The organism is Marinobacter guineae (genome assembly GCF_002744735.1).
Classification (GTDB): domain Bacteria; phylum Pseudomonadota; class Gammaproteobacteria; order Pseudomonadales; family Oleiphilaceae; genus Marinobacter; species Marinobacter guineae.
The window spans coordinates 1,049,974-1,075,830 of record NZ_KZ319340.1 but is presented as its reverse complement, the minus strand read 5'-3'; the positions used below and the strand labels follow the sequence as shown (position 1 = coordinate 1,075,830).

General features: G+C 58.9%; 24 protein-coding genes. 11 read left to right on the top strand and 13 right to left on the bottom strand.

Going from position 1 to position 25,857, the window contains the following annotated elements; genetic code table 11:
- Positions 1 to 4: 4 nt before the first annotated feature.
- Together corA and CLH62_RS12925 are read right to left on the bottom strand one after the other, a co-directional pair.
- Positions 5 to 1,078 carry a magnesium/cobalt transporter CorA gene (corA, locus tag CLH62_RS12930; protein ID WP_099618551.1) on the bottom strand — a complete coding sequence of 358 codons (1,074 nt, stop codon included), beginning with the start codon at positions 1,076 to 1,078 and terminating at the stop codon, positions 5 to 7.
- Positions 1,079 to 1,146: 68 nt separating this feature from the next.
- Complete coding sequence (locus CLH62_RS12925) at positions 1,147 to 2,331, bottom strand: MFS transporter (RefSeq protein WP_099618550.1); 1,185 nt, start codon at positions 2,329 to 2,331, stop codon at positions 1,147 to 1,149.
- A 190-nt stretch (positions 2,332 to 2,521) separates the two neighbouring features.
- Here CLH62_RS12925 and CLH62_RS12920 point away from each other — a divergent pair, with 190 nt between their 5' ends.
- On the top strand, positions 2,522 to 3,538 hold the full coding sequence (locus tag CLH62_RS12920; RefSeq protein WP_099618549.1) for a permease: 1,017 nt from the start codon (positions 2,522 to 2,524) through the stop codon (positions 3,536 to 3,538).
- Positions 3,539 to 3,578: 40 nt separating this feature from the next.
- The gene (locus CLH62_RS12915; protein ID WP_099618548.1) at positions 3,579 to 3,815 is read left to right on the top strand and encodes a thioredoxin family protein; all 237 of its coding nucleotides are present in this window, start codon (positions 3,579 to 3,581) and stop codon (positions 3,813 to 3,815) included.
- On the opposite strand, the gene CLH62_RS12910 is transcribed toward CLH62_RS12915, so the two are convergent.
- Both CLH62_RS12910 and CLH62_RS12905 read right to left on the bottom strand, forming a co-directional pair.
- Positions 3,805 to 4,602 carry an ABC transporter permease gene (locus CLH62_RS12910; protein WP_099618547.1) on the bottom strand — a complete coding sequence of 266 codons (798 nt, stop codon included), beginning with the start codon at positions 4,600 to 4,602 and terminating at the stop codon, positions 3,805 to 3,807. The genes CLH62_RS12915 and CLH62_RS12910 overlap by 11 nt on opposite strands.
- On the bottom strand, positions 4,589 to 5,197 hold the full coding sequence (locus CLH62_RS12905) for an ABC transporter ATP-binding protein (protein WP_099618869.1): 609 nt from the start codon (positions 5,195 to 5,197) through the stop codon (positions 4,589 to 4,591). The genes CLH62_RS12910 and CLH62_RS12905 overlap by 14 nt, the downstream gene beginning before the upstream one ends.
- An 88-nt stretch (positions 5,198 to 5,285) precedes the next feature.
- Between CLH62_RS12905 and CLH62_RS12900 the strand changes: the two genes are divergently transcribed.
- Complete coding sequence (locus CLH62_RS12900) at positions 5,286 to 5,912, top strand: porin family protein (protein ID WP_099618546.1); 627 nt, start codon at positions 5,286 to 5,288, stop codon at positions 5,910 to 5,912.
- A 7-nt stretch (positions 5,913 to 5,919) separates the two neighbouring features.
- Here CLH62_RS12900 and arsJ read toward each other — a convergent pair whose 3' ends face one another.
- The 3 genes from arsJ to CLH62_RS12885 are packed head-to-tail and all read right to left on the bottom strand — an operon-like array spanning position 5,920 to position 8,930.
- Positions 5,920 to 7,113, bottom strand: coding sequence for an organoarsenical effux MFS transporter ArsJ (arsJ, locus tag CLH62_RS12895; RefSeq protein WP_099618545.1), 1,194 nt, complete (start codon positions 7,111 to 7,113; stop codon positions 5,920 to 5,922).
- 1 nt (position 7,114) lies between these two features.
- Complete coding sequence (locus tag CLH62_RS12890; protein ID WP_099618544.1) at positions 7,115 to 8,119, bottom strand: ArsJ-associated glyceraldehyde-3-phosphate dehydrogenase; 1,005 nt, start codon at positions 8,117 to 8,119, stop codon at positions 7,115 to 7,117.
- Between the two features lie 46 nt (positions 8,120 to 8,165).
- Entirely contained in the window at positions 8,166 to 8,930 is a 765-nt protein-coding gene (locus CLH62_RS12885) for a metalloregulator ArsR/SmtB family transcription factor (RefSeq protein ID WP_099618543.1), read from the bottom strand.
- 91 nt (positions 8,931 to 9,021) lie between these two features.
- Between CLH62_RS12885 and arsH the strand changes: the two genes are divergently transcribed.
- From arsH to CLH62_RS12860, 5 genes are all read left to right on the top strand, one after another.
- Entirely contained in the window at positions 9,022 to 9,738 is a 717-nt protein-coding gene (arsH, locus tag CLH62_RS12880; RefSeq protein WP_099618542.1) for an arsenical resistance protein ArsH, read from the top strand.
- A 10-nt stretch (positions 9,739 to 9,748) separates the two neighbouring features.
- Positions 9,749 to 10,819 carry an ACR3 family arsenite efflux transporter gene (arsB, locus tag CLH62_RS12875; RefSeq protein WP_099618541.1) on the top strand — a complete coding sequence of 357 codons (1,071 nt, stop codon included), beginning with the start codon at positions 9,749 to 9,751 and terminating at the stop codon, positions 10,817 to 10,819.
- A gap of 147 nt (positions 10,820 to 10,966) precedes the next feature.
- Positions 10,967 to 11,500 carry an arsenate reductase (azurin) small subunit gene (locus CLH62_RS12870; RefSeq protein WP_099618540.1) on the top strand — a complete coding sequence of 178 codons (534 nt, stop codon included), beginning with the start codon at positions 10,967 to 10,969 and terminating at the stop codon, positions 11,498 to 11,500.
- A gap of 14 nt (positions 11,501 to 11,514) precedes the next feature.
- Positions 11,515 to 14,007, top strand: a complete 2,493-nt coding sequence (locus CLH62_RS12865) for an arsenate reductase (azurin) large subunit (RefSeq protein WP_099618539.1) — start codon at positions 11,515 to 11,517, stop codon at positions 14,005 to 14,007.
- Positions 14,008 to 14,160: 153 nt separating this feature from the next.
- On the top strand, positions 14,161 to 14,961 hold the full coding sequence (locus CLH62_RS12860; RefSeq protein ID WP_099618538.1) for an undecaprenyl-diphosphate phosphatase: 801 nt from the start codon (positions 14,161 to 14,163) through the stop codon (positions 14,959 to 14,961).
- A 71-nt stretch (positions 14,962 to 15,032) separates the two neighbouring features.
- Here the strand turns inward: CLH62_RS12860 and CLH62_RS12855 are convergent, their stop codons facing one another.
- The 3 genes from CLH62_RS12855 to CLH62_RS12845 all read right to left on the bottom strand — a co-directional run bounded on the left by CLH62_RS12855 (position 15,033) and on the right by CLH62_RS12845 (position 19,468).
- Positions 15,033 to 15,572, bottom strand: coding sequence for a manganese efflux pump MntP (locus tag CLH62_RS12855; protein WP_099618537.1), 540 nt, complete (start codon positions 15,570 to 15,572; stop codon positions 15,033 to 15,035).
- A gap of 39 nt (positions 15,573 to 15,611) precedes the next feature.
- Entirely contained in the window at positions 15,612 to 17,777 is a 2,166-nt protein-coding gene (uvrD, locus tag CLH62_RS12850; RefSeq protein WP_099618536.1) for a DNA helicase II, read from the bottom strand.
- Positions 17,778 to 18,016: 239 nt separating this feature from the next.
- Positions 18,017 to 19,468 (bottom strand): NAD-dependent succinate-semialdehyde dehydrogenase, encoded by a 1,452-nt coding sequence (locus CLH62_RS12845; RefSeq protein WP_099618535.1) that lies wholly within the window; start codon positions 19,466 to 19,468, stop codon positions 18,017 to 18,019.
- Between the two features lie 171 nt (positions 19,469 to 19,639).
- On the opposite strand from CLH62_RS12845, the gene CLH62_RS12840 reads away from it, so the two are divergent.
- Positions 19,640 to 20,653, top strand: a complete 1,014-nt coding sequence (locus CLH62_RS12840) for a histone deacetylase family protein (RefSeq protein WP_099618534.1) — start codon at positions 19,640 to 19,642, stop codon at positions 20,651 to 20,653.
- 4 nt (positions 20,654 to 20,657) lie between these two features.
- Here CLH62_RS12840 and thiI read toward each other — a convergent pair whose 3' ends face one another.
- Positions 20,658 to 22,112 (bottom strand): tRNA uracil 4-sulfurtransferase ThiI, encoded by a 1,455-nt coding sequence (gene thiI / locus CLH62_RS12835; protein ID WP_099618533.1) that lies wholly within the window; start codon positions 22,110 to 22,112, stop codon positions 20,658 to 20,660.
- 110 nt (positions 22,113 to 22,222) lie between these two features.
- Here thiI and ppnN point away from each other — a divergent pair, with 110 nt between their 5' ends.
- Complete coding sequence (ppnN, locus tag CLH62_RS12830) at positions 22,223 to 23,605, top strand: nucleotide 5'-monophosphate nucleosidase PpnN (RefSeq protein WP_099618532.1); 1,383 nt, start codon at positions 22,223 to 22,225, stop codon at positions 23,603 to 23,605.
- Positions 23,606 to 23,634: 29 nt separating this feature from the next.
- Here ppnN and CLH62_RS12825 read toward each other — a convergent pair whose 3' ends face one another.
- Positions 23,635 to 23,970 carry a c-type cytochrome gene (locus CLH62_RS12825; protein ID WP_099618868.1) on the bottom strand — a complete coding sequence of 112 codons (336 nt, stop codon included), beginning with the start codon at positions 23,968 to 23,970 and terminating at the stop codon, positions 23,635 to 23,637.
- Positions 23,971 to 24,188: 218 nt separating this feature from the next.
- On the opposite strand from CLH62_RS12825, the gene CLH62_RS12820 reads away from it, so the two are divergent.
- Positions 24,189 to 25,292, top strand: coding sequence for an enoyl-CoA hydratase/isomerase family protein (locus tag CLH62_RS12820; RefSeq protein ID WP_099618531.1), 1,104 nt, complete (start codon positions 24,189 to 24,191; stop codon positions 25,290 to 25,292).
- A 15-nt stretch (positions 25,293 to 25,307) separates the two neighbouring features.
- Here CLH62_RS12820 and CLH62_RS12815 read toward each other — a convergent pair whose 3' ends face one another.
- Positions 25,308 to 25,805, bottom strand: a complete 498-nt coding sequence (locus tag CLH62_RS12815) for an ankyrin repeat domain-containing protein (protein ID WP_099618530.1) — start codon at positions 25,803 to 25,805, stop codon at positions 25,308 to 25,310.
- Positions 25,806 to 25,857 lie beyond the last annotated feature (52 nt).

The window sequence follows — 25,857 nt, the reverse complement described above, 5'->3', positions numbered from 1 at the left end:
GCCCCTACATCCATCCCCTGCGTTTAAAAAACCACAACAGGCCTGCGGCAATGGCAATCATTACGCCCCAGGCCATGGGGTACCCGAAGTACCAGCCCAGTTCGGGCATCGCCCAGGGGCTATCCGGGTTCTGAAAGTTCATTCCGTACACACCTGCCACGAAGGTCAGCGGAATGAAGATGGTGGCAATGATGGTCAGCACCCGCATGGTTTCGTTGGTGCGCTGGCTAATGCTGGAAAGGTAAATATCGAGCATGCTGGTCGCCATCTCCCGGAAACTTTCAAGCAGTTCGATGATCTGTACGCTGTGATCGTGACAATCCCGGAAATAAACCTGCGTGTTCGCATGGATTAACGGGTCTTCCGTCCGCATCAGGCCGGTCAACAGTTCCCGTTGCGGCCAGAGCACGCGCCTTAGCACCAGCAACTCTCTCTTCAGGCCGTGAATCCGGGCCAGTGTGCGCTGGTTCGGGTTCTCGAGCAGATCTGTCTCCATCTCCTCTAGCTGGTAACCGAACTGCTCCAGCACGGGAAATCCGGAATCAGTCACAAGATCCAGTAAGGCATAAAGCAGGTAATCTATGTCCCGGGTGACAAATCGCCGGTTGTTGGCCAGCCGCATGCGCTTGCGGACCGGCTCGAAGGGGTCTTCATCAAGCGGGCAAAGACAGATCAGGTAGTTTTTACCGATGAACAGGCTGATCTGGACGATGTCCAACTTGTCGCCGTTATAGAACGGCATGGCAGCAATGATAAACAACTGGTCATCATAGAGCTCGAGCTTGGGGCGCTGCCCGGTATTGAGCACATCCTCAAGGGCCAGATCGTGAAGGTCGAAGAGATCGCCCAGGTTTCTGAGTGTTTCCGGGTCCGCCTGGCCATTAACCTGAATCCAGGTTTTTGATTCTCTTTCCAGGTACTCACGGCAGTCAGCGGCATTCGCCAACCGGACTTCCTCAAGGTGGTCCTCGGTGTAGTCGATCAGGTGAATGGTCACCGGACGCCCAAGGTCACTCTTGGCAACTAAAGTACCGGGCTCCGTACCCGGGTTGTGGTAATGCTTGCTGAAATAGGCCATGCCGCGTTCCTGTGCGTCGTACCGGTTACTGATCGGTGCCCTTGCCCAAGAGCATAGCAGCTGGCGGCTCAGACAGAACCAGAGTCCACCCTGGCCCGGGCCAGCGACCAGAGCCCGAACACCGGGCCAGGCACCAACAGCAGCGCCACCCAGACCCCGAGTTCACCCCACAATCCGCTGGTCAGCCAAATGGCCGGCAAGGTGAGCCCGAACCCCACCGCGTTCATCACCGCCAGCGACGAGCCCACCGATTCCCGTGGCGCCGTGGCGGCCGCCAGGGCAGAAAACTGCGGCGAATCCGCTACCACTGCAAGCCCCCACAGCAGTAACAGGGCCACCAGCAGAACCGGCGACAGCCCACTCACCAGGGGATACACCAGGCACAGTAACCCGGAAACCGTAAGTGCCACCCGTGCCACCCACTCACTGCCCCGGCTGCGACTGAGCCGGCCGCCGCCAATACACCCGGCGGCACCGATTCCTATGATGGCGAAGGCCAGCCAGGGCACAAAACCCTGCGCCATTCCCATGCGCTCCAGTTCCCGGCCAGCCAGCAGGGGAACCAGTGTCCAGAAGGCGTAGAGCTCCCACATATGGCCGAAGTAACCACCGGCAACTGCCCGGAACCGAGGTATACGCAATGCCGCCAACCCCTGACTCAGGGGTATGGGACCACTGCTTTTGGGCAGATGCGGCCCGTCACCCAGCAGAAACACCATGGCCCCGCCGGCCAGGGCCAACGCAGATGCCACCAGTAACGGCAACTCCCACGGCAAACCGAATGTCGCGCCACGCATAAGATGAGGCAGTGCCGTGCCAAGTGTCAGCATGCCCACCAACCACGCCAGGGCCGAACCGGCGTATTTCGGGGTCCAGGCGATCACCATTTTCATCCCGAGCGGGTAGATGCCCGCGAGGCAAAGGCCGGTGGCAAACCGCAACACGAAATCCAGGGGTGGCAGGTGCGCGGCGAAGACAAATCCTCCGTTCACCAATGCCCCCAGAAGGCTGGACACCGCAAAAATCCGGCTGGCGCCGAACCGGTCTGCCAACCCGGTTACAGCGATGGTCAGAGTGCCCACGATAAACCCGGCCTGGACGGCCAGAGTCAGCCGGCCCAGATCGGTCTCCGTGAGGCCCAGTTCTCCGGAGAGGGATAACCAGACGCCGTTTACGCTGAACCATAGGGATGTCCCGAACAGCTGGGCCAGCACGATCACCGGCAGCGGAAAACGCCGAAGCAAATCCATCATTGTTGTTGTCTTCTTTGTTGAGTGGGGCTCTACCCAAGACTATAGCGAGGACGCCCGAGGAGCACATGCTACTTTGGTGCCTTGCTCTGGTTCAGCCATATTTTTCAAGAACGGGAGTATCCTTTCCAAAGGTTGTTCGTCTTCCTGTCAGCAAACCGTTTTCAACACCATAACAAGGGCCCCTGCGACCATGTTTGAGATATTCACGCTGCTCGCCAACTGGCTGACCTACGACCTGATGGGGCTGAGCCCGGACACCAAACTGGGCACGTCGATCCATTTCTTCATTGAAGACACCACCAAAATCCTGTTTCTGCTGGTGGTGATGATCTACGTGATCGCACTGGCACGGGCATCGCTCAACCTGGAGCGGGTCCGGTCCTATATTCAGCAGAAACACCGAATGGTGGGCTATTTCTTTGGCTCTGGTTTTGGCGCTATTACCCCGTTCTGCTCCTGCTCCAGCATTCCGCTGTTCCTGGGGTTTACCAGCGCCGGCATTCCGCTGGGTATCACCATGGCGTTCCTGTTCACCTCACCTATCATCAACGAGGTGGCGGTGATCATGCTCTGGAGCCTGCTGGGCTGGAAGTTCACCCTGGCCTACATTGTGATCGGCATGGCGGTGGGCATTGTCGGCGGCATGATTCTGGATGCGATGAAGGGTGAACGCTGGCTGAAGGATTTTGCCGCCAAGGCCTATCAGAAGGCCGCTGTGGAAGCGCAAAGCAACCCGAGTGACATTGAGGTGCCTGAAGCACCAAAGCTGACCTTCAAGGAAAGACATCAGTTTGCCAAAGACGAACTCAAGGAAATCGTCGGGCGCATCTGGAAATGGGTACTGATCGGCGTAGGCCTCGGTGCTGCACTGCACGGTTTCGTACCGGATAACTGGTTTGCCGAAAACCTGGGCTCTGGCCAGTGGTGGAGCGTGCCAGCCGCCGTATTTGCCGGCCTGCCCCTTTACTCCAATGCTACCGGTGTCATTCCGGTGATGGAGAGCCTGATCGTCAAGGGCCTGCCAGTTGGCACCACCCTCGCCTTCTGCATGAGCACCGTGGCTGCCAGCTTTCCGGAATTCATCATGCTCAAGCAGGTCATGACCTACCGTCTGCTGACCATGATCTTTGTCATCCTGCTGGCTAACTTCATGGTGGTCGGCTGGGTAATTAACACCATCAGCCCCTGGCTTTTTTCAGGGTTCTGATATCTTTGACAGTAAATAAAACATTCCACAGGAGAATCCCATGAAACATTTCGAAGTACTTGGTACCGGCTGCAAGAAATGCGTCACCACTGCCGAAAGCATTGAGCGTGTCGCCCAGGAGCTGGGCGAGCCAGTCGAGGTGGTCAAAGTTACTGACCCGGCGAAAATCATGGAATATCAGGTGATGTCCACCCCGGCGGTAGCCGTTGACGGCAAGGTGGTTCACAGCGGCTCCATCCCGGATCACGCGAAAATTGTCGGCTGGCTCAAGACTTAACCAACCGGTCCAGACGCAAACGCTCACGATCATCAAACAGCCTGCGGCCACCCCAGGAGACCGCCATCACTGCACCAAAACCGGTGGCTGCCGTAATAATGAGCATCACCAGGATCTGGTATTTCACGGCCACCGCAGGCGGGCTGCCCGCCAGAATCTGACCGGTCATCATGCCCGGCAGGCTGACAATACCGGCCGCCGCCATGGCATTGATCGAGGGCATCATGCCGCTGCGCATGGCGTCCCTCCGGATATCCTCCAGTGCCTGCTGCCAGGTCTGCCCCAGCATCAGCCGATTCTCGATCACGCCTCTTTGTCTCCAGACCGATTCATTGAGCCGATCCAGAGCCAGGCTGACGCCTGTCATGGTGTTGCCCAGCATCATGCCCAGCAAAGGGATGGCGTATTGGGGGGCATACCAGGGGTCGGGGCCGATCACCACGGTCAGGGCCAGAACCGTGACCGTGAAGGACGACACCAACATGGCACCGGTGCCAATACCGAAAGCCCACCAGCCCTGCAAACGCCGACCCTGGCGTGCCACCACCTCACGGCCTGCGATCAGCAGCATCACCACCGCCAGCAGGGCAATCCAGTAAAACGCAGAGGACGCAAACAGGGCTTCAAGTACCAACCCGATCAGCGCCAACTGGATGACCGTGCGGATGGCGGCAATCAGCAGGCTGCGGGTAATTCCAAGCCGGGCAATGTATCCGGATACACCCAGAGCCAGCACCAGCAGGGCCGCCAACCCCAGTTTCCACCAGGCAAGGTCAATCACTTCCATGGACAGGCTCCACTCTGGTTCCGTGAATCCGGTAGTGGGCATCTGCCACACGATGAATCTGGCCGGGGTCATGGGCCACCCAAAGGGTAGCGATCTGTCGCCGCCGAATCTCCTCAAGCAACCAGGTTTCCAGGGTTTCCGTGCTGCTGCCATCCAGATTGGCAGTCGGTTCGTCCAGCAAAAGAGCCTCCGGCTGGAGAGAAAGCGCCCGCCAGAGGGCCAGCCGCTGACGCTCGCCGGAGGACAGCCGACTGACCGACCAGCCCATCACTTCGGACGGGAAGCCCAGAGCCGACGGCAGTCGCGAACCGGCATCAGTTGGAAAGTGCCCTCCCACTTCATCAAACCACCACTGACTGTCTGCCGGCACCATCACCACCCGGCTCCGCCACTCGTGGGCAGGCATGTCCTGCTGACAGGTCCCCCCCAGAGAGATACCGCCACCATGAGGTTCCAGATCGGCCACTGCCCTCAGCAGGCGACTCTTGCCACTGCCGGAGGGGCCGGACAGGCAAACGACCTGCCCGGCAGGCACCACCAGAGATACCCCACTCAGGGCGCCAACACTGACGTTTTCCAGCAAAAGTTCTGTCAAAATAGGTTCACCAGGGCCTGCAGAATCCATAATGGTTACACCATTGCACAGGATCTTGCCAGCAACCAGCCACACAGAGCGGGAATGTATGAACCTCCGAACCTTCACAGCGGTCCTGTTCGCCCTCACCCTGCCAGCGCCGCCGGCGGTGGCAGAGGTTGGTTTGTCGCCGTTTGCAGGCTTTCGAATGAGCAGTTCGGTGGATATCGAGACGGCCGGTGCCAGCGCCGACGATCAGATCCACTTCCGGGATTCCCCGAGCCAGGGGCTGGCACTCAATTTTGACCTGGCCGAGCCTGGCAAGCAGGGGGAACTTTACTTCAGCCGGCAAAGCACCTCCGCCAGGCTGGACAACGGCCTGTTCGCCCCGGGCATCGAGTCCATTGATCTTACGATTTACCAACTCCAGTTCGGCGGGCTCTATTTTCCGGGCGGGAAAAGCTACGGTGGTTTTGTCTCCGGCGTGCTGGGCGTTACCCGCCTGGAGCCAGAGGACTCGAGATACGATAGCCATCACCGGGCAGCACTGTCGCTCGGTGGGGGCTATCAGTTTTTCCTGACCGAACAACTGCGCCTGAGACTTGATCTTCGCGGCGTTTACACCGCCCTGAACTCCGGAGGCTCAGTGTTCTGCTCCGGCGGATGCGAGCTCAGATTTCGCAGCGACGGCTACTTGCAGGTGGAAGCTGGCGCAGGATTTGTCATGCGTTTCTGACGCCGGTTCACGCCACTGCGTGCCGCCTCTCGGGCAACAAAACCGACAGTAACGATGCCATGGCCACCAAACCCGATGATATCCACAGGCAGGCCTCCAGTCCGTAGGCCTGGTACACCCACCCGGACAGAATCGTTCCCAGCAGCCGGCCGGCGGCGTTGGACATGTAGTAAAAACCCACATCCAGGGATACGCCATCGCCCCGCGCATAGCTGACGATCAGGTAGCTGTGCAGTGAGGAATTGATAGCGAACAGCACGCCAAAAAGCAGTAACCCCCCAATCACCACCAACTGCGGCGACAACCCCGCCATCAGGCCACCGGCAATGGCCGCAGGAACCACCGCCAGCGCTGCCGCCCAGAGTACTGCCGGTTGCTTGCCTTCCATATTGCCGGTAATGCGCGGCGCAATGGTCTGGATGAAGCCATAGCCGATGATCCAGGTAGCCATGAAGCCGCCCACTTTCCAGAAATCCCAGCCGAACACCGTGTGCAGGTATACCGGCAGGGCCACCACAAACCACACATCCCGGGCGCCAAACAGGAACATGCGCGCCGCCGAAAGCACATTGATTGCCCGGCTCTTGGACAGGATCTCACTGAACTTCGGTTTGGCCTTGCTCTTGCCCAGCTCCTGCTTGAGCAGGAACAGGCTCGCCAGCCAGACCACACCCAGAGCCACCGCCATGATGATCACCGCACCCGTGAAGCCGGCCGACATCAGCAACACGCCACCCAGGAAGAAACCCACGCCCTTGAGGGTGTTCTTGGAGCCGGTCAGGATTGCCACCCATTTGTACAGGGTGCCCTGCTGCTCATCCGGCACCAGCAACTTGATGCCGCTCTTGGCGGACATCTTGTTCAGGTCCTTGGCAATGCCGGACATGGCCTGGGCCGCCATCACCCAGGGCACGGTGAGCATCGCCGCCGGCACGGCCAGCATGGCCAGCGCCACGATCTGCAGGAACAGCCCGATGTTCATGGTACGGTTCAGGCCCATTCGGGCACCCAGATAACCACCCACCAGGTTGGTCACAACCCCGAAAAACTCATAGAAGATGAACAGCAGGGCGATTTCCAGCGGCGAGTAACCCAGCTGGTGGAAATGCAGCACCACCAGCATCCGCAGGGCGCCATCCGTCAGGGTAAAGGCCCAGTAGTTGCCGGTGATGACCAGGTACTGTCGGATGGCAGCGGTCATATCAGGCAAAACCTACCTTGCGAGCCAGCTCGACGGTGCGGTTGGCGTAACCCCACTCATTGTCATACCAGGCGTAGATCTTCACCTGGGTGCCGTTGACCACGATGGTGGACAAGGCATCGACAATGGACGAGCGCGGGTCGGTCTTGTAATCGATAGACACCAGCGGGCGCTCTTCGTAGCCCATAATGTCTTTCAGCTCGCCTTCGGCTGCCTCTTTCAGCAGCTGGTTCACGGTATCGCGGTCGGTGGGCGTTTCCACTTCAAACACGCAATCGGTCAGTGAAGCGTTGGTTAACGGCACTCGCACCGCGTGGCCATCCAGCCGGCCTTTCAGTTCCGGGAAGATCTCGATAATCGCCGTCGCAGAACCGGTGCTGGTGGGGATCAGTGAACTGCCACAGGCCCGGGCCCGGCGCAGATCCTTGTGGGGTGCGTCGAGAATGGTCTGGGTATTGGTCAAGCTGTGGATGGTGGTGATGGAACCGTGCTTGATGCCCAGTTTTTCGTGGATCACCTTCACCACTGGTGCCAGGCAGTTGGTGGTGCAGGAGGCGGCGGTAACGATGCGGTCGTTGGCCGGGTCGAAAATGCCATCGTTCACGCCGAGGACAATGTTCTTGGCACCTGCTTCCTTGACCGGAGCGGTGACAACCACCCGCTTTACGCCCTGGTCCAGATAACCCTGCAGTACCTCGACTGTCTTCATTTTGCCACTGGCTTCAATCACCAGGTCGCAACCGGTCCAGTCGGTTTCGCCGATGGTTTTGTTGCGGGTGACGCGGAGCCGCTGGCCATCAATCATCATATCCTGACCGTCTACACCGGCCTCATGGTTCCAGCGGCCATGCACGCTGTCGAAATTCAGCAGGTGAGCCAGGGTACCGGCATCCGCACCCGGATCGTTGATGGCAACAAACTCCAGCTCCGGCCACTCCCAGGCAGCTCGCAGGGCCAGGCGGCCAATGCGTCCAAATCCATTTATTCCGACTTTGATCTTGCTCATGATGTGCTCCTGAAGTGTCTGGTCAATCCATTAGACAACGTGATGATTACAGGCACTGGACAGCCGGGCGATCGGCCATGGCCTGAAGCCGCTCCAGCGGGGTCTCAATCAATGTGGTATTGCCGGTGGCCGTTTCATCCAGCACCCGAACCAGCCACGACGGAATCTGAGGATTCGGCGAATAGTAGATCCACTGTCCCCGTCGCTCCGTCGCCAGTAGGCCAACCTCCCGCAAGGTCGCCAGATGCCGGCTGACTTTGGGCTGGGACACGTCAAAGGCTTCGGTCAGCTCGCAGACACAGAGCTGTTCCTGGTTCCGGATAAGCAGAAACGCCGCCAGGCGGAAGTCATCAGCCAGCGCCTTGAACACCGCCACCGGGTCATAACTTGCTGGCATAGGCCCGGTTTCTTTCTGATGCACCAGCGCAAACAGCGCGATGCGCTCTTTGATTTCCTTGAGGGTCAGAGCAAACGTGGAATGGCGATTTGCGGGCACAGGGTCGGCGAAATTCCAGGCGATCTGCTGGGCAGGTTGGCACACGGCACCACACTCGTTGGCGGCCTTTTCACACAGAGTGATCACATAATCCCAGTATTGCTCCTGTAAATCAGCCAACGGTTTGCTATGCAAACCTTCCGTGGAGATGCCGGCTTCCTTCAGGACCTGTAACGCCATAGGATGTGGGTTGGCCGGCTCAGTGCCGGCACTGGCCACCTCAAACCGGTCCCCGGCCATATCCCGGAGCAAAGCCTCCGCTATGAGTGAACGGGCACTGTTAGCGGTACAGACGAACAAAACGCGGCGCTTCATATTCACCTTCCCATATATGCGTTTTTATGTATATTCAATTTAATGCATAATAGAACCAACAACGCCATGAGTAAAGGAATCCGCCAATAAAATGAGCACTCAGGACCTTCCCAACATCGACCCGGAACTGTTTAACGCACCCACAGCGGATCACCCGTTTAAAGCAAGTCCCTCGTCGCATCCGCCACGGATTCTTTTGCTCTATGGCTCCCTGCGCGAACGCTCATTCAGTCGACTGGCCGTGGAAGAAGCCGCCCGGCTGCTTGAGGCCATGGGCGCCGAAACCCGCATCTTCGATCCGCGCGGCCTGCCTTTGGCCGACGCCGAGGACGCGTCGCACCCGAAAGTTCAGGAACTGCGTGAGCTGGCCCAGTGGTCGGAAGGTATGGTGTGGTGCTCCCCGGAGCGACACGGGGCCATGACCGGCATCATGAAAACCCAGATTGACTGGATTCCCCTCTCCATCGGTGGCATGCGCCCGACCCAGGGCAAGACACTGGCCGTGATGCAGGTCTGTGGCGGCTCACAGTCCTTCAATGTGGTAAATCAACTGAGGGTGCTCGGCCGGTGGATGCGGATGGTGACCATTCCCAACCAATCGTCAGTCCCCAAGGCTTTCACCGAGTTTGACGAGCATGACCGCATGCTGCCATCGCCCTATTACAACCGCATCGTGGATGTGATGGAGGAGTTGGTTAAATTCACCCTGCTGATCCGGGACTGCAGCGATTATCTGACGGACCGCTACTCCGAGCGGGTGGAAAGTGCCGAGGAAGTATCAAAACGTGTCAATCAACGATCCATGTGAGAGGTAAGTCATGAACAACAAGGCAGAAGCCACGCAAACTGAAGACACCAGCGGCGGCATGGATCTGTTCGGAAGGTACCTGTCAGTCTGGGTAGCGCTGGCGATCGTCGCCGGCGTGGCCCTGGGTCAGCTGGCACCGTCGGTACCCGAGACACTGTCCCGCTTTGAATACGCCCAGGTGTCCATCCCCATCGCCATTCTGATTTGGGCGATGATCTTCCCGATGATGGCCCAGATCGACTTCAGTGCCATCGTGGATGTGAGAAAAGAGCCAAAAGGGCTGGCCATCACCACCATCGTGAACTGGCTGATCAAGCCTTTCACCATGTTTGCCATCGCCTGGTTCTTCCTGATGGTGGTGTTCGAGCCGTTTATTGCGCCGCAACTGGCCAGTGAATACCTGGCCGGCGCAATTCTGCTGGGTGCTGCGCCATGCACGGCTATGGTGTTTGTCTGGAGCTACCTGACCAAAGGCGATGCCGCCTACACCCTGGTGCAGGTGTCCCTCAACGACATCATCATGTTGTTTGCCTTTGCACCGATTGTAGTGTTCCTGCTGGGCGTCTCCGACATCCAGGTGCCCTGGGATACCGTGCTTCTGTCGGTGGTTCTGTACATCGTCATACCGCTGACCGCCGGCTACCTGACCCGCCGCACGCTGATTGCCCGTCATGGCCAACGCTGGTACGACGACGTTTTCATGAAGCGCCTGAGCCCGGTCACGCCCGCAGCCCTGATAATCACTCTGGTGCTGCTGTTCGCCTTCCAGGGCGAGGTGATTCTGAACAATCCGCTGCATATCGCACTGATTGCAGTCCCGCTGATCATTCAGACCGTGCTCATTTTCCTGATCGCCTACGGCTGGGCCAGGCTGTGGAACGTTCGCCACTGTATCGCCGCGCCTGGCGCCATGATTGGCGCAAGCAACTTTTTCGAGCTGGCTGTGGCGGCAGCTATCTCGCTATTTGGCCTTGAGTCCGGCGCCGCTCTGGCAACGGTGGTTGGTGTACTGGTGGAAGTGCCGCTGATGTTGATGCTGGTGCGCATTGCCAACAAGACCCGGGACCGGTTCCCGGCCTGAATTGACCGGCATCAATAAAAGTCGAAATCAACTCTTAAGAGGATGGAGGAACCTGGGAACCTGACCTAAATTTGTACAATGTTTGTACAATAATGGGGACCATGGGCAGTTATAGCGGGGACCCGAAAACAAGAAAGGGAGAATTCAATGAAGCTTTCACGAAGACGGTTCCTGGCCTTTACCGGCACAACCGCAGCCGGCTCCGCCGCCTTGGGCGGCAGCCTGTTACTGAACCCGGCCCATGCCGCAGAAGGTAGCCAGCAACCCGGGAAGGTGATGCTGGACTACCCGATAACCACCGTCAGCAAGGCAGGCGACCTGAAGGTCGGCCAGCCGGTTTCTTTCACCTATCCGGATCCCTCCTCACCTTGCACCCTGGTCAAAACCGGCCGCAAGACCCAGGGAGGTGTGGGCCCGGAGGGCGATATTGTCGCTTACAGCACCTTGTGCACCCATATGGGTTGCCCCGTGTCCTATTCGGCCGAGGAGCGCACCTTCAAGTGTCCCTGCCATTTCAGCGTGTTTGATTCCGAGCTCAACGGACAGATGGTGTCTGGCCAGGCAACGGAAAACCTGCCCCGAATTCTCCTGAGTTACCGGGATTCGGATGATTCCGTTGAGGCGGTAGGCGTGGGCGGTCTAATCTACGGCCGCCAGTCCAATCTGCTGCCGGGTGCCTGAGGGAGGGATACACCATGTTCGAATACAAGAAGGACCGGATCGCGCTACCACCGGCCAATGCCCAAAAAACCCAGACCTGCTGCCATTTCTGTATTGTTGGCTGCGGTTACCATGTCTACAAGTGGCCGGCCGATCAGGAAGGCGGACTGGCACCCGGTGAGAATGCTCTGGGTCTCGATTTCCGCAAGCAGCTGCCTCCCCTGGCAGCCACTATGACCCAGGCCATGACCAACGTTATCCAGGACGACGACGGCAGCTACCACCGGATCATGATCGTGCCGGACAGGGACTGCAAAGTGAACGGCGGCCTCTCGTCAACGCGGGGCGGCCAGATGGCGTCCATCATGTACTCATCCCAGACGCCGGTTGGCAGTCAGCGGCTGAAATACCCGCGGGTCTTTGCCGGTGATGAATGGCGGGACACCAGTTGGGAACAGGCCATTGCCCTGTACAGTCACCTGACCAAGCTGGTTCTTGATGACGCAGGTTCCGACCAGCTGATGTTCAACCTGTTCGACCATGGTGGCGCCGGTGGCGGCTTCGAGAACACCTGGGGCACCGGCAAGCTTATCTTTACCGGGCTGGGCACAAAGATGGTGCGGATCCACAACCGTCCCGCCTACAACTCGGAGTGCCATGCCACGCGAGACATGGGCATCGGCGAGCTGAACAACAGCTACGAAGACGCCCAGATGGCTGACTGCATCTTCTCCATTGGCGCCAATGCCTATGAAACCCAGACTAACTACTTCCTGAATCACTGGCTCCCGAGCCTGCAGGCCCAGACCGCCGACAAGAAGCGGGCTGTTTACGAAGACGGGGAAACCATCCAGCAGACCAGGATCATACTGGTCGACCCCCGTCGGTCACTTACTGTTGCCCTGCTCGAGCAAGCGGTCGGCCAGGGCAATCTCCTGTACCTGGACATCGAGCCGGGCACCGATACTGCTTTGTTCAATGGCCTGCTGACCTACGTCGTGGATCAGGGTTGGCACGACAAGGCTTTTATTGAAGCTCACACCACCGGCTTCGAGGACGCCTTGAAGGCGAATCGCCAAAGCCTGGACGAGACCAGCGGGATAACCGGCATCAGCAAGGACAAGCTGATCAAAGCCGCCGAATGGGCGTACAAGCCCAAGGCCTCCGGCCACTCGCCCAGAACCATGCACGGTTACGAGAAAGGCATCATTTGGGGTAACGACAATTACCGCATCCAGTCGGCCCTGGTGGACCTGGTTCTGGCCACCCACAATGTGGGCCGCCGGGGCACCGGTGTGGTCCGGATGGGCGGTCACCAGGAAGGCTACTGCCGCCCGCCATACCCCGGTGGACGTCCGGCTCCGTATGTGGATCAGGAAATCATTAAGGGCAACGGCCAGATGCTCACGGTCTGGGCCTGTAATGCCTTCCAGACCACCCTCAATGCCGAGCAGTACCGAAATGAGGTTCTGCGCCGCAGCGACATCGTCAAAGAGGCTCTGCGTAAGGTCCGTGGCGCCGGTCCGGAGAAAATGGCGGAGGTCATCCACAAGGCCGTCAAGGAAGACGGTGGGCTGTTTGTCACCGTGATCGACCTGTACGCCACCAAGTTTGCCGAAGCCGCCCACCTGATTCTGCCTGCGGCACACACCGGAGAAATGAACCTCACCTCCATGAATGGCGAGCGTCGCCTGCGCCTGTCGGAAAGATTCATGGACCCTCCCGGAACCGCCAGGCCCGACTGCCTGATTGCAGCGGACATGGCCAACGCATTGAGCAAGCTCTACGAAGCCGAAGGCAACGCCGAAATGGCCAAGCGTTTTGCAGGCTTTGACTGGAAAACCGAGGAGGACGCCTTCAACGACGGCTTCCGCCGCGCCGGCCAGCCCGGGGCGCCGAAAATCGACAGCCAGGGCGGCCCCACCGGGCATCTGGCCACCTACGAACGGCTGCGGGCCGCCGGCAATAATGGCGTTCAGCTACCGATCAAGGAATACAAGGACGGCCAGCTGATCGGAACGGAAATGCTGTACACCGACGGCAAGTTCGACACCGATGACGGCAAGGCCCACTTCCAGGCCGCGCCCTGGAATGGCATGCCGGATGTGGTGGAAGAGCAGCGTAAGAAGTACCGGTTCTGGGTCAACAACGGCCGGACTAACCAGATCTGGCAAACCGCTTACCACGACCAGCACGTGGATTTCCGCCGTGGCCGTTATCCGATGGCGCCGCTGGAAATCAATCCGGAAGATGCCAAGGAGCTTGGCATTGAATCCGGCGACCTGGTCGAGCTGTTCAATGACTATGGCGCGACAACGGCCATGGCGTACCTGGAGCCAGACATCAAGCAGGGCCATGTGTTCATGGAGGCGATGTACTTCAACTCCGTCATGGGCGATCTGGTGACGCCCTGGACCGACCGGAATATCATCCCCTACTACAAGGGAACCTGGGCGGATGTCCGCCGGGTCGGGCGGATTGAGGACTTCGCCGACAAGGTAAGCTTCAAGCGCCGACGGTACGTCTGAGCCGAAGGTACGTTTAAATGTGTGCCGGGCCTCCTGACTGGGTGCCCGGTTTTTTCGTCCCCTTATGTAACTGTTCAGCCTCCGCCTGCCCTGCTACTATCGCCCTCCTCTTGTACTGACGACTTCCGGCCCCGAAAACACGGATTCTGAACTATGGATTTTTTCCAGGCCCTTTTCCTTGGCCTTCTCCAGGGACTGACCGAATTCCTGCCCATATCCAGCTCTGCCCACCTCATCCTGACGCCGGTTTTCTTCGGCTGGGATGATCAGGGCGTGGGCTTCGACCTGTCTGTTCACTTCGGAACCCTGCTGGCCGTAGTGCTCTATTTCCGGGAGGATGTCTTCGGCATCGCCCGGGACGGGCTGATTTCTGTTAGCCGGCGCAAAATCGTCGGCCAGGGCGCTCTGGCCTGGTACCTGGTTATCGGCACCATCCCCGCGGGCCTGGCCGGCCTGGCTCTGTTGGATCTGATCGATAACGAATTGCGGGCAGTGGAAGTGATTTTCTTCACCACCCTGGTCTTCGGCCTATTGCTGGGCATTGCGGACTGGATACCCAAACGCCAGCGGACCCTGGATAAACTCAACTGGAAAGATGCCGTTCTGGTCGGCATCGCCCAGGCCATGGCCCTGGTCCCCGGCACCTCCCGCTCGGGCGTCACGATCACCGCCGGCCTGTTCCTGGGCATGACCCGGGAAACCGCCTCCCGGTTCTCGTTCCTGCTGGCCATTCCCATTATCGTGCTGGCATCTGCCGTGAAGCTGCTGGAAGTGGCAACCTCGGATGTGACCGTGGACTGGAGCGGCTTCCTGATCGGCGGCGTAACCTCTTTCCTGATGGCCATCACCGCCATCCATTTCTTCCTGAAGTGGCTCAACAAGGTGGGTATGTGGCCGTACGTGATTTACCGGGTGATTCTGGCCATCGTCATCTATGCGGTTCTGATGAACTAAACTCTTTCAGGAGCCAATACAACTGTTCGGGATGGCACCAATAGTGGCTATCCGCTAGTAGCTATCCGCGCTCACATGAACAGAATCTTGACCCCGATCAGCACAATCACCACGCCGCCGACAAATTCCGCTTTGCCCTCTAAGAAGGTGCCACTGCGGGTACCGATATAGACGCCGGCCACACTGAACACCAACGTGGTTACACCAATAATCAGACAGGCCAGCAAAGGCGCAACGTCCAGAAGAGTAAGTGCAAACCCGGCTGCCATGGCATCAATGCTGGTGGCGATCGCCAGCGTCAACATAACCCGATGGGTGATGATCGCGATGTCCTCCTCAACCCCTTCGGAAAATGCCTCATAAATCATCTTGCCACCGATCAGCGCCAGCAGGATGAACGCAATCCAGGGCGCGTAGGCCTCAACCCAGCCAAGAACGCCCTTGCCGCCCAGGTAGCCGATCAGTGGCATCAGGCCCTGGAACAACCCAAAATACAGCCCCGCCATAATGGCGAGCGATGATGCTTTTTTCTTGTGCTTGGACCCCAGGCCAATCGATACAGCAAACGCATCCATACTCAGTGCCACAGCCAGCACCAACACTTCAATCATGCTCTTCAAGCTCCAGTTGCAAAAAGGGGGAAATGTCTATCAGCAGGCTTCCAGCGGCGCATAGGCCAGCACCAGCCATTTTGCGCCCTCATCAAAGTTCACCTGCACCCGCGTATGGTGCCCGGTGCCCTCGGAGTTCATCACGATGCCCTCGCCAAACTTGGGATGGCGCACCCGCTGCCCGAGGCTGAAGCCAGACTGCTGAGCTGAATCCTGAGAGAACATGCTTTGGTTGGGCCGTTCAACCATGGCCGGGCGGGTGACGGTGTTGCGCAAGCGGACTTCCTGCAGGCAATCGCCAGGGATTTCGCGCACAAACCGGGACAGGGCATTGAACTTTTCCTGACCATACAGACGGCGGGATTCGGCGTAAGTGAGCACCAGCTTTTTCATGGCCCGGGTTATGCCCACGTAGGCCAGGCGGCGCTCTTCTTCCATGCGGCCCGGTTCTTCCAGGGACATGCCATGGGGGAACAGACCTTCTTCCACACCGGCCAGGAACACCAGCGGGAACTCCAGGCCCTTGGCGGAGTGCAGCGTCATCAGCTGGACGCTGTCTTCATGATCTTCAGCCTGGGATTCGCCCGCGTCCAGGGCCGCCTGGGCGATGAATTCTGACAGCGGGTCGACGCCATCTTCCACTTCATAATCCGAGAGGGCGTTGACCAGTTCTTCCAGGTTTTCCACCCGGGCCTGGCCTTTCTCGCCTTTTTCACTGGCGTGGTAATCTTTCAGGCCGCTGTTTTCGATGGTCTGTTTCATCAGGCCCTGCAGCGAAGCATCGCCCACCATTTCGGACAGGCCTTCGATGATGGCGATAAACGACTGCAGTCCGGTTTTGGCCCTGCCTTTCACCTGCCCGGCTTCCAGCAGCCGTTCGGCGGATTCCCACAGGGAAATGCCCTGTTCCGTGGCGTATTCCCGAAGCTCGGCCAGGCTCTTGGCACCGATGCCCCGGGGTGGGACGTTAACCACTCGCTCGAAGGCGGCGTCATCACGCCGGTACTGCACCAATCGCAAATACGCCAATGCGTTACGGATTTCCTGGCGATCGTAGAATCGCAGGCCACCATAAACCCGGTAAGGAATGCCCTGGCGCATCAGGGATTCTTCCAGCACCCGGGACTGGGCGTTGGAGCGATACAGGATTGCCGACTCACTGCGCAGGTTGCCATCCTGTACCCAGGCCGAGATGCTATCGGCAATGTAGTTGGCTTCATCCTGCTCATTGAAGGCCGCATACAGGCTGATCGGTTCACCTTCCGGGCCGTCGGTCCACAGTTCCTTGCCCAGCCGGCCCTGGTTGTTGGCGATCACCGCGTTGGCGGCTTTCAGGATCATCTGGGTGGATCGGTAGTTCTGCTCCAGCCGCACCAGCCGGGCGTTAGGAAAATCCCTCTGGTATTGCTGGATGTTCTCGACCTTGGCGCCCCGCCAGCCGTAGATGGACTGATCGTCGTCCCCCACCACTGTCATTGGCACCCGATTGCTGGCGAGCACCTGCAGCCAGGCGTATTGAATGGTGTTGGTGTCCTGAAACTCGTCCACCAGGATGTGCTGGAACCGGCTCTGGTAATGGGCCAGAAGCTCAGGCCGATGCAGCCAAAGCTCATGGGAGCGCAGCAGCAGCTCGCCAAAATCCACCAAGCCTCCCAGTTGGCAGAGTTTTTCGTACTGGCGGTAGATTTTCAGCATCGTAGACAGGAAATGGTCGCCAGGATTCTCCTGGATATGGTCCGCCCGCAACCCTTCGTCTTTCTGGCTGCTGATAAACCACTGGGCCTGTTTCGGTGGCCATTTGCTTTCGTCGATCTGGTTCTCCCGCATTACCCGTTTGATCAGCCGCAGCTGGTCGTCACTGTCCAGCACCTGGAAGTTTTCCGGCAACCCCGCGTCCTGCCAGTGGGAGCGCAGCAGGCGGTGGGCAATGCCGTGAAAAGTACCGAACCAGAGGCCACGGGCCGGGATATTCATCATCTGTTCAATGCGGTAGCGCATTTCCTTGGCGGCCTTGTTGGTGAAGGTCACGGCCAGGATGCCGGTGGGCGGAACCCGATCCACGGTCATCAACCATGCGATTCGATGCACCAGAACCCGGGTTTTGCCACTGCCGGCGCCCGCTAGCACCAACAGATGATCATTCTGGGCGGTGACAGCTTCGCGCTGGGCATCGTTCAACGGATCGATGATGTGGGAGACGTCCATAGAAAATCGGTTCGCTACTGGTTAAATAAACAGGTTGGAGAGTATAACAGGAGAAATGCGGGATTTCTTTTGGGCCTGGGTTAGCCCTGATCCAGGGAGGAACGCACGAGGGCGGGTCTCTGTTCAGGACACGCTACGAGCACATCCATGTGCGCTTGGCTGTGGCCATCCCTGGCCACAGACAGTCCTGAACAGAGACCCGCCCCCGCGCTTATCTTGCTTCGGAGATGGTTTCTCTACTAAAAACCTCTTGGGACGGTCTGAGCTTCCACAAACTCAAACAGACCTTCCAGGCCGCCTTCCCGGCCAATACCAGAAGCCTTCATGCCACCAAACGGCGCTTCCGGGGTCGGGCCGGTGCCGGTGTTCCAGCCGCAGTGGCCGAAACGCAGGCCGGCGGCAACGCGCTGGGCGCGCTCGGCATCGTTCGTGAACACGTAGGAGGCCAGGCCGAACTCCGTATCGTTACCGGCTTCGATGACTTCTTCCTCCGTGCGGAACAGGGCCATAGGCACCAGCGGGCCGAAGGTTTCCTCGCGGTAGCAGCACATATCGCGGTTAACGCCGCTGACCACGGTCGGCGGGAAGAACAGATCATCGCCGAGGTCTTCCGGCTTTTTGCCTGCCACAAGACTGGCGCCTTTCTCCAGTGCGTCCGCAACGTGGCGTTTTACCTTGTCGTAGCCAGCCTGGTTGATCAGGGGGCCGAGATCCACGTCGCCGTTGATGCCATCACCGACGGTCATCTTGTTCACGCGCTCAGCGAGTTTTTCACCAAAGGCATCGGCCACTTTCTCGTGAACGAAGATGCGGTTGGCACAGACGCAGGTCTGGCCCCCGCCGCGGAATTTGTTGGCGATCAGGTTGTCGGCGGCGGCGTCCAGGTCGGCGTCGTCGAAAACAATGAACGGAGCGTTGCCGCCCAGCTCGAGGGCCAGTTTCTTGACCTGTTCGGCGGTGTCGATGATCAACTTGCGACCCACTTCGGTGGAGCCGGTGAAGCTGAGCATGGGCACGTCCGGGCTTTCACACAGCACCTTGCCGATCACGCTGGCCTTGCCCATAACCAGGTTGACCATGCCATCAGGCATATCGGTGTGTTTGTCCATCAGTGTGAACAAGGCGATCATGGTCAGCGGGGTTTCGCTGGCCGGTTTGATCACCGACGGGCAACCTGCCGCCAGGGCGGCGGAGAGTTTCTTGGCGATCATGCCGATGGGGAAGTTCCAGGGCGTGATCAGGCCCGTAACGCCGATGGGCCGATAGTGGACCGTCCAGGTGCAGTCCTTGGGCTTTTCCGGGATGGTGTGAGCATCCAGGGCCTGAATGTGCTTGGAGCAGTAATCGAAGAAGCCGGCGGCGTAATCGACTTCGCCTTGGGCTTCCTGCAATGGTTTGCCGTGTTCCATACAGAGAATCCGGCCGACCTCTTCCTTATTGGCCTTGAGCGCATCCCGGATGTCTTCCAGCCATTTGCGGCGGGTTTCGATCGGGTATGGGCTGGTCAGTTTCAGGGCCGACTTGCCGGCGGCCACGGCCGCCAGGATGTCCTGCTCCGGCATTGACGGCACTTGTGCGATGACTTTACCGGTGGCGGGATTGTAGACATCAAAGGTGTTGCCTTCGGCGTTGTCTGTCCAGCGACCGCCAATGTAGCCAGTCATCTTTTCCAACAGGGGTGACTCGATCATCTTGGCTCCTTTTCGGTGTTTGGCGGCGTCCCTTGCGGGACGGCATTGCGTCAGTAGCGTATGTCTTTCATAGTGAGTGTTGTTGCGTAGCCTGTAAAGTCAAGGGTGGGCTATTGATCATCCTCCGACTGTGCCTATACTCGGAGAACCAGACACTCAAGAGGCCGGACAATGAAAGCATTTTTCCATCCCGCACAGGACCAGCACATTCCACAGACTTACTTTACGCGGGGTCAGATGCGTCAGCCCCAGGAAGTGCCTGACCGCACCGGGCAGATGCTGGATGGCCTGAAGGAGATGGGCGTTTCAGTACTTCAGCCGGCGGATCAGGGCGCGGGCCCGATTTCGAAGGTTCACGACCTGGGTTACCTGCGCTTTCTGGAATCCGCCCATCGCCGCTGGAAAAAGATGGATGACTGGGGTGACGAGGTGATCTCGAACATTTTTGTCCGTTCCCCCAATCACCTGACCGGAATTCTGGCCGAAGCCGCCCGTTACCAGGCCGATGGCAGCTGTCCGATTGGCGAACACACCTGGCACGCCGCTTACTGGTCTGCCCAGAGTGCCCTTGGCGCCGCCGACGCCCTGATTGCCGGCGACCGTAGCTCTTACGCCGTGTGCCGCCCGCCCGGGCATCACGCGCGGAGAGATGCTGCAGGGGGCTTCTGCTACCTGAACAATGCCGCCATTGCGGCCGAGCACATGAAAACCCGATTCCCAAGAATCGTGATTCTCGATACCGACATGCACCACGGCCAGGGCATTCAGGAGATCTTCTACGATCGCAGCGACGTGCTTTATATTTCGATCCACGGCGACCCCACCAATTTCTACCCGGTGGTCACCGGCTTCGAGAACGAGCGGGGCGAAGGCGAAGGCTTCGGTTACAACATCAACATGCCGATGCCCCACGGTTCATCCGAGGACGATTTCTTCGCGAAACTGGATGAAGCTCTGGCTGCGATCAAACTGTTCCAGCCGGATGCCCTGATCCTCACCCTCGGCTTTGATATCTACAAGGACGACCCCCAGGCCAAGGTGTCGGTATCTTCGGAAGGCTTCTGCAGGCTCAGCACCCACGTACGGCAGCTGGGGTTGCCAACGCTGGTGGTTCAGGAAGGCGGTTATGATCTGGACACCCTCAGCGAGAATGTCCAGCAGTTTTTCAAGGGCCTTGCGGGCTGAGGTTTCAGGCGGCGGGCGCGTAAACTTTCACGTTTTCGTGCCCCTCGGCTTTCAGGTGCCCCGCATGCATGCGGCTCATGGTGCCGCGATCACAGTACAGCAGATACTGTCGATTCCCCGGCAGGCCCGCCATCTGCTGGTTCAGTTCGTAGAACGGAATCTGCAGGATCTCGTTATTGGTGAGCTCCAGCGGCGACTGCTCCCCCTCTGAGGGATGGCGGACGTCAATAATCACGTCGTCGACCGCCGGCGTCTGCACCAATTCCACCTCCTCGGGCGTAACGGTCGTTTCCAGCAACCGGTTCACCGGGGTTTCCTCACGGGCTGCAATGGCATTCGCCAGAACGGCTGCGTCCATCCGGGCTTCGTCTTCTTCGACCCGGTGCAGTTTGGCGCGGGTTGCGGGCTTCTGGGAGATCACACCGCAGTATTCCGGCATGGTGCGGGCGTAGGATTCGGTGCCGATTTCCCGGGCGATGCGGATGATCGACTCCTTGTCCATGGACACCAGCGGACGTAGGACCACTTCGTCACTGGCCCGGTCCACCACATTCAGGTTGCTCAGGGTCTGGCTGGAAACCTGGGCCACCGCATCGCCGGTAACCAGGCCCGCGGCGTTGTTCTTGCGGGCAATCTCGGCCGCCGCCTTCAGCATCTGCCGCTTCAAAACAACACCCCAGTGGCGGTGACCGACCGAACGCATGATCTCGGCCACGACCCCCTCAAAAGGCACGGAAATAAACTTGGCACTATGGGAGGCGCCGTACCGGTCCCAGAGGTAGTGCACCACCTGGCGCACGCCAACCTCGTGGGCGGTGCCACCCAGATTGAAAAACAGAAAGTGATTGCGAAGTCCCCTCCGCATCATCAGGTAGGCCGCGACCGAAGAGTCGTAGCCGCCGGAGATCAGGGTCAGCACATTCTCAACACTGCCCAGCGGATAGCCACCCAGACCCCGATGCTTGCGGTGAGCAATATGGAACTGATCGCCCTGCACTTCGATGCGCACTTCAACCTGAGGTGACTTCAGATTAACGCCAGTGGCTCCCGAGGCCTGCATGAGTGCAGCGCCGACCGTCCGTTCCAGATCGATTGAGCGGAAGCTGTGCTCGCCATGGCGACGGGCCCTGACTGCGAAGGTCTTGCCGTTGAGCCGCTCAGGGAACGCCTCAACGGCTTTTTCGGCAACATCCTCAAGACTGACGAGCGGAAACGCCGCGATTTCCTGGATGGTGGAAATGCCGGGAATGCGCAGAAGGGCTTCGATGACCGGGCCGGACAGGCTGCGACCATCCGGCACCTCCACGTCCACCCGGTCCCAGCTGCCTTCCACCCGAATGTCCGGGTCCACCCGGGCAAGAAGCTTGCGAATGTTCTGCCTCAGATGACGCATCTGTTGGCGGCGGACGGGCTTGCTTTTGATGGCTACTTCCGGGGCGGGACGAATCAACAGTTTCATAAATCGGGATTTTGTCGGGTGGCGTATGAAAGGGAAAGCGCTTAGTGTACCTTTTTGACTCTGTGCCTCAAAATCAGGCATTGCCGCAACATTCAGGAGCTTCACCGTTAATGCAGGAAACGATCATCAATGCCCTGGTTTCTCCCGAGGGCAGCCTTGAAATACTTTCAAATTACGAGGTCAACCGGCTCAAGGACCGCAGCGAAGGTGGTCTCTACCGTTTATTCCGCCAATGCGCACTGGCAGTTCTGAACACCGGTATAGAAACCGATGACTGCAAGGCCTTGATGGAATCCCATGCGGATTTTGACGTCCGGCTGGTACCGCAACCGCGCGGTCTGAAGCTGGAACTGATCAATGCCCCCGCCCACGCCTTTGTCGACGGACAGATGCTCAGGGCGCTTCGGGAGCATCTGTTTTCCGTGCTAAGGGATATTATCTACTCGCACTCCATCCCCCAGTCGGCGGCCGGTTTTCGCCGTGACGACCCAGAAGATCTCACCAATTACGTCTTCCATATCCTGCGTAACGCGCGGGTGCTCGAGGCTGGCCGCCAGCCGGACCTGGTGGTGTGCTGGGGCGGCCACTCCATTGGCCAGGCAGAGTACCAGTACAGCAAGGAAGTGGGCCATCAGTTGGGCCTGAGAGCCCTGAGCATCTGCACCGGTTGCGGCCCTGGCGCCATGAAAGGCCCCATGAAAGGCGCCACCATCGGCCATGCCAAGCAACGGGTGAAAAACGGTCGCTACATCGGCATCACCGAGCCTGGCATCATAGGGGCAGAGGCGCCGAATCCCATCGTCAATGAACTGGTGATCATGCCGGACATCGAAAAGCGTCTGGAGGCATTCGTCCGCTGCGGCCACGGGGTTATCGTGTTCCCGGGCGGTGTTGGTACCGCCGAGGAAATTCTCTACCTGCTGGGCATCCTGCTGCATCCGGACAACGTCGACCTGCCCTTCCCTGTGGTTTTCACCGGCGAGCAGGAAAATGCGGAGTATTTCGAGATGATCGACAAGTTCATCCGCAATGCTCTGGGCGATGAAGCGGCGAGCAAGTATGAGATCATCATTGACGATCCAGTACGTGTGGCTCAGACCATGAAGAAAGGCATCAAGGAGGTAGAAACCTTCCGTCGCGCCATGCAGGACGCCTATTATTTCAACTGGATGCTGAAAATCGATCCGGTGTTCCAGTTACCCTTTGAGCCGGATCACGACAACATGCTTGCTCTTGAGTTACATCGGGACCAACCGGTGCATATGATTGCCGCCAACCTGCGCAAGGCATTCAGCGGGATCGTTGCCGGGAATGTCAAAGAGGGAGGGATTCGCCAGGTTCAGGAGAAGGGACCGTTTGAAATTGCCGGTGACCCGAGCCTGATCAAGCCGCTTGAAGCGATGCTGGAACAGTTCGTGGCGCAAAACCGGATGAAGTTGCCGGGCTCTTCCGCCTATCGACCCAGCTATCGGATTGTCAGCGGAGCGGCCTGAGCCGCACCGCTGACAGGAGGGCAGATGGCTTACTTGCCGCCATCTGCCGGCAGGCTGGCGAAGTATGCCGCCAGGTTTGCGATGTCCTCATCGCTCAGGGCCGCAGCCTGGCCTTGCATAATGGCCGCCTGGCCACCACTGCGCTGATTGTTCTTGTAAGCCTTCAATGCAGATACCAGGTACTGCTCATTCTGGCCCGCCAGGTTCGGGTAGGTCGGGATCTGTGCCAGACCGTTCTGGCCGTGACACGCAGCACAGACTGCCGCCTTGGCCTTGCCTGCCGCGGCGTCTGCCGCAGAAACTACAGCAGGAACCGCAGCGCCAAACGCAAGAATTCCCGCAACAGCGTAGTGTTTCAGATTCATTGTCATTACCCTCTCATTATCATTTTCAGATTTTCGACCGGCACATGAACCGGACAGTAAGCTAACTGGAACTTATAGCATAGAGCCGAACAACCTCAAATGCGATAGATCAAGGACTTCCCTTCGACGTTGGTCCTCTTTATCTGCCATGGCTATTAAGGTGACAGTACGACCGATTCCGTGCCAAAGATTATTTTCATTTTCCGGAGATACCCTCGATGTCTATAGAGGCCCAGGAACTTGCCTGTCGGGAAGGCCACATCGGCCTGCTGACACTGAATTCACCCGCCACCCTCAATGCGCTTTCCGAAAGCATGATTGAGCAGGCCCAGAGCACCCTGGACCAATGGGCCAGGGACGACCGGATCTGCCTTGTTGTTCTGCAGGGCGCCGGTGACCGGGCGTTTTGCGCCGGCGGAGACATCCGGGAACTCTACAATGCCATCATTGATCCCGCTGATCCCGAAAAGCCAGCCCGCTTTTTTACCCGCGAATACCGGCTGGATTACAGCATTCATCGCTTTCCGAAACCGGTGGTTGGCATTGCCCAGGGCGTGGTTATGGGGGGCGGCCTTGGCCTGTTTTCCGGCTGCCGTTATCGCCTGGTCACTCCCGACATCACTCTGGCCATGCCGGAAATCGCCATTGGCCTGTTCCCGGACGTCGGTGCCAGCTGGTTTCTGAACCGGCTTCCCGGCCGCCTTGGGTTGTTCATGGGCTTGACCGGCGCTCGCCTGAATGTCACCGACACTCTCCGGGTCGGCCTCGCCGACCTGGCAATTCTGCCGGAGGACCGTGACAACCTGCTGGCTCGGTTGCAGGAAGAGCGTTGGACCGGCAAGACCGCCGCCGATGACAATCGCCTGTTCCGACTGCTCAACCAGATCCAGACTCCCGACTACCGGGCGCTGCCCGCCAGCCAGCTCGAACAGCACGAGCAGTACATCGCCCGGCTGAGTTCCGGCGACGAGCTGCCAGAGATCATCGATCAGCTCTTGTCGGCAGAGGTCGACAGTGAGTGGTGGAATACCTGTATGAATACCCTCAGGACTGGCTGCCCGGTGTCGGCATGGCTGGTGTGGACACAGCTGAAGAAAGCCCAGCAGATGTCACTCAGGGATATTTTCCGGATGGAGCTGGCGATGGCGTCGGAGTGCACCCGCAGACCGGACCTGAAGGAGGGCATCCGGGCCCTGGCCATCGACAAGGATCGCAACCCACAGTGGTCCTATGAGCGGGTGGCCGATGTGCCCGAGGCAGTGGTTTCGGCCCATTTCATGCCGGAATGGACCGATGAAACCGATCCGATGAGGCTGGAATAGCCAGACCGCACAGGGCTAGAGTGTAGCGCCCGCCTGCACCAGCAACATCTCAAGGTCCCGGTTGTTAGTGGCGCGGGCCATGTCCAGCGCCGTCTTGCCGCTGTCAGCCCGGAAATTCACATCGGCACCAGCGGCCAGCAGCATTTCAGCGGTCAGCAAATCACCGCTGGCGACGATCTTCATGAGCAGGGATTCTCCGCCCTGGCTGACATTGACGTTGGCGCCGGCCGACAGCAACACCTTGACCACAGACAGATGCCCGCTTTCCGCGGCGCGCATCACCGGGGTAAAGCCATCGCGGTCGCTCGTGTTCACATTGGCACCGGCCGACAGTAACAACTGCACACGCCTTTTTTCGCCATTACCGGCGGCTGAAACGAGAAGCGCATCAGCCTCGGCCAGGGCCTGCTGGCTGAGATTTACCGGCCGGCTCTGGGAAGCGCAGGCAGACATAAAAGTGAGAAGCGTGAGCAAAATCAGCAAAGAACGGGGAGAGCCGGTTCCCTTGGCCATAATAAATAATCTCTGTGGAAAGATACGTGGGCCTATTCTGGGCAGGCACCGC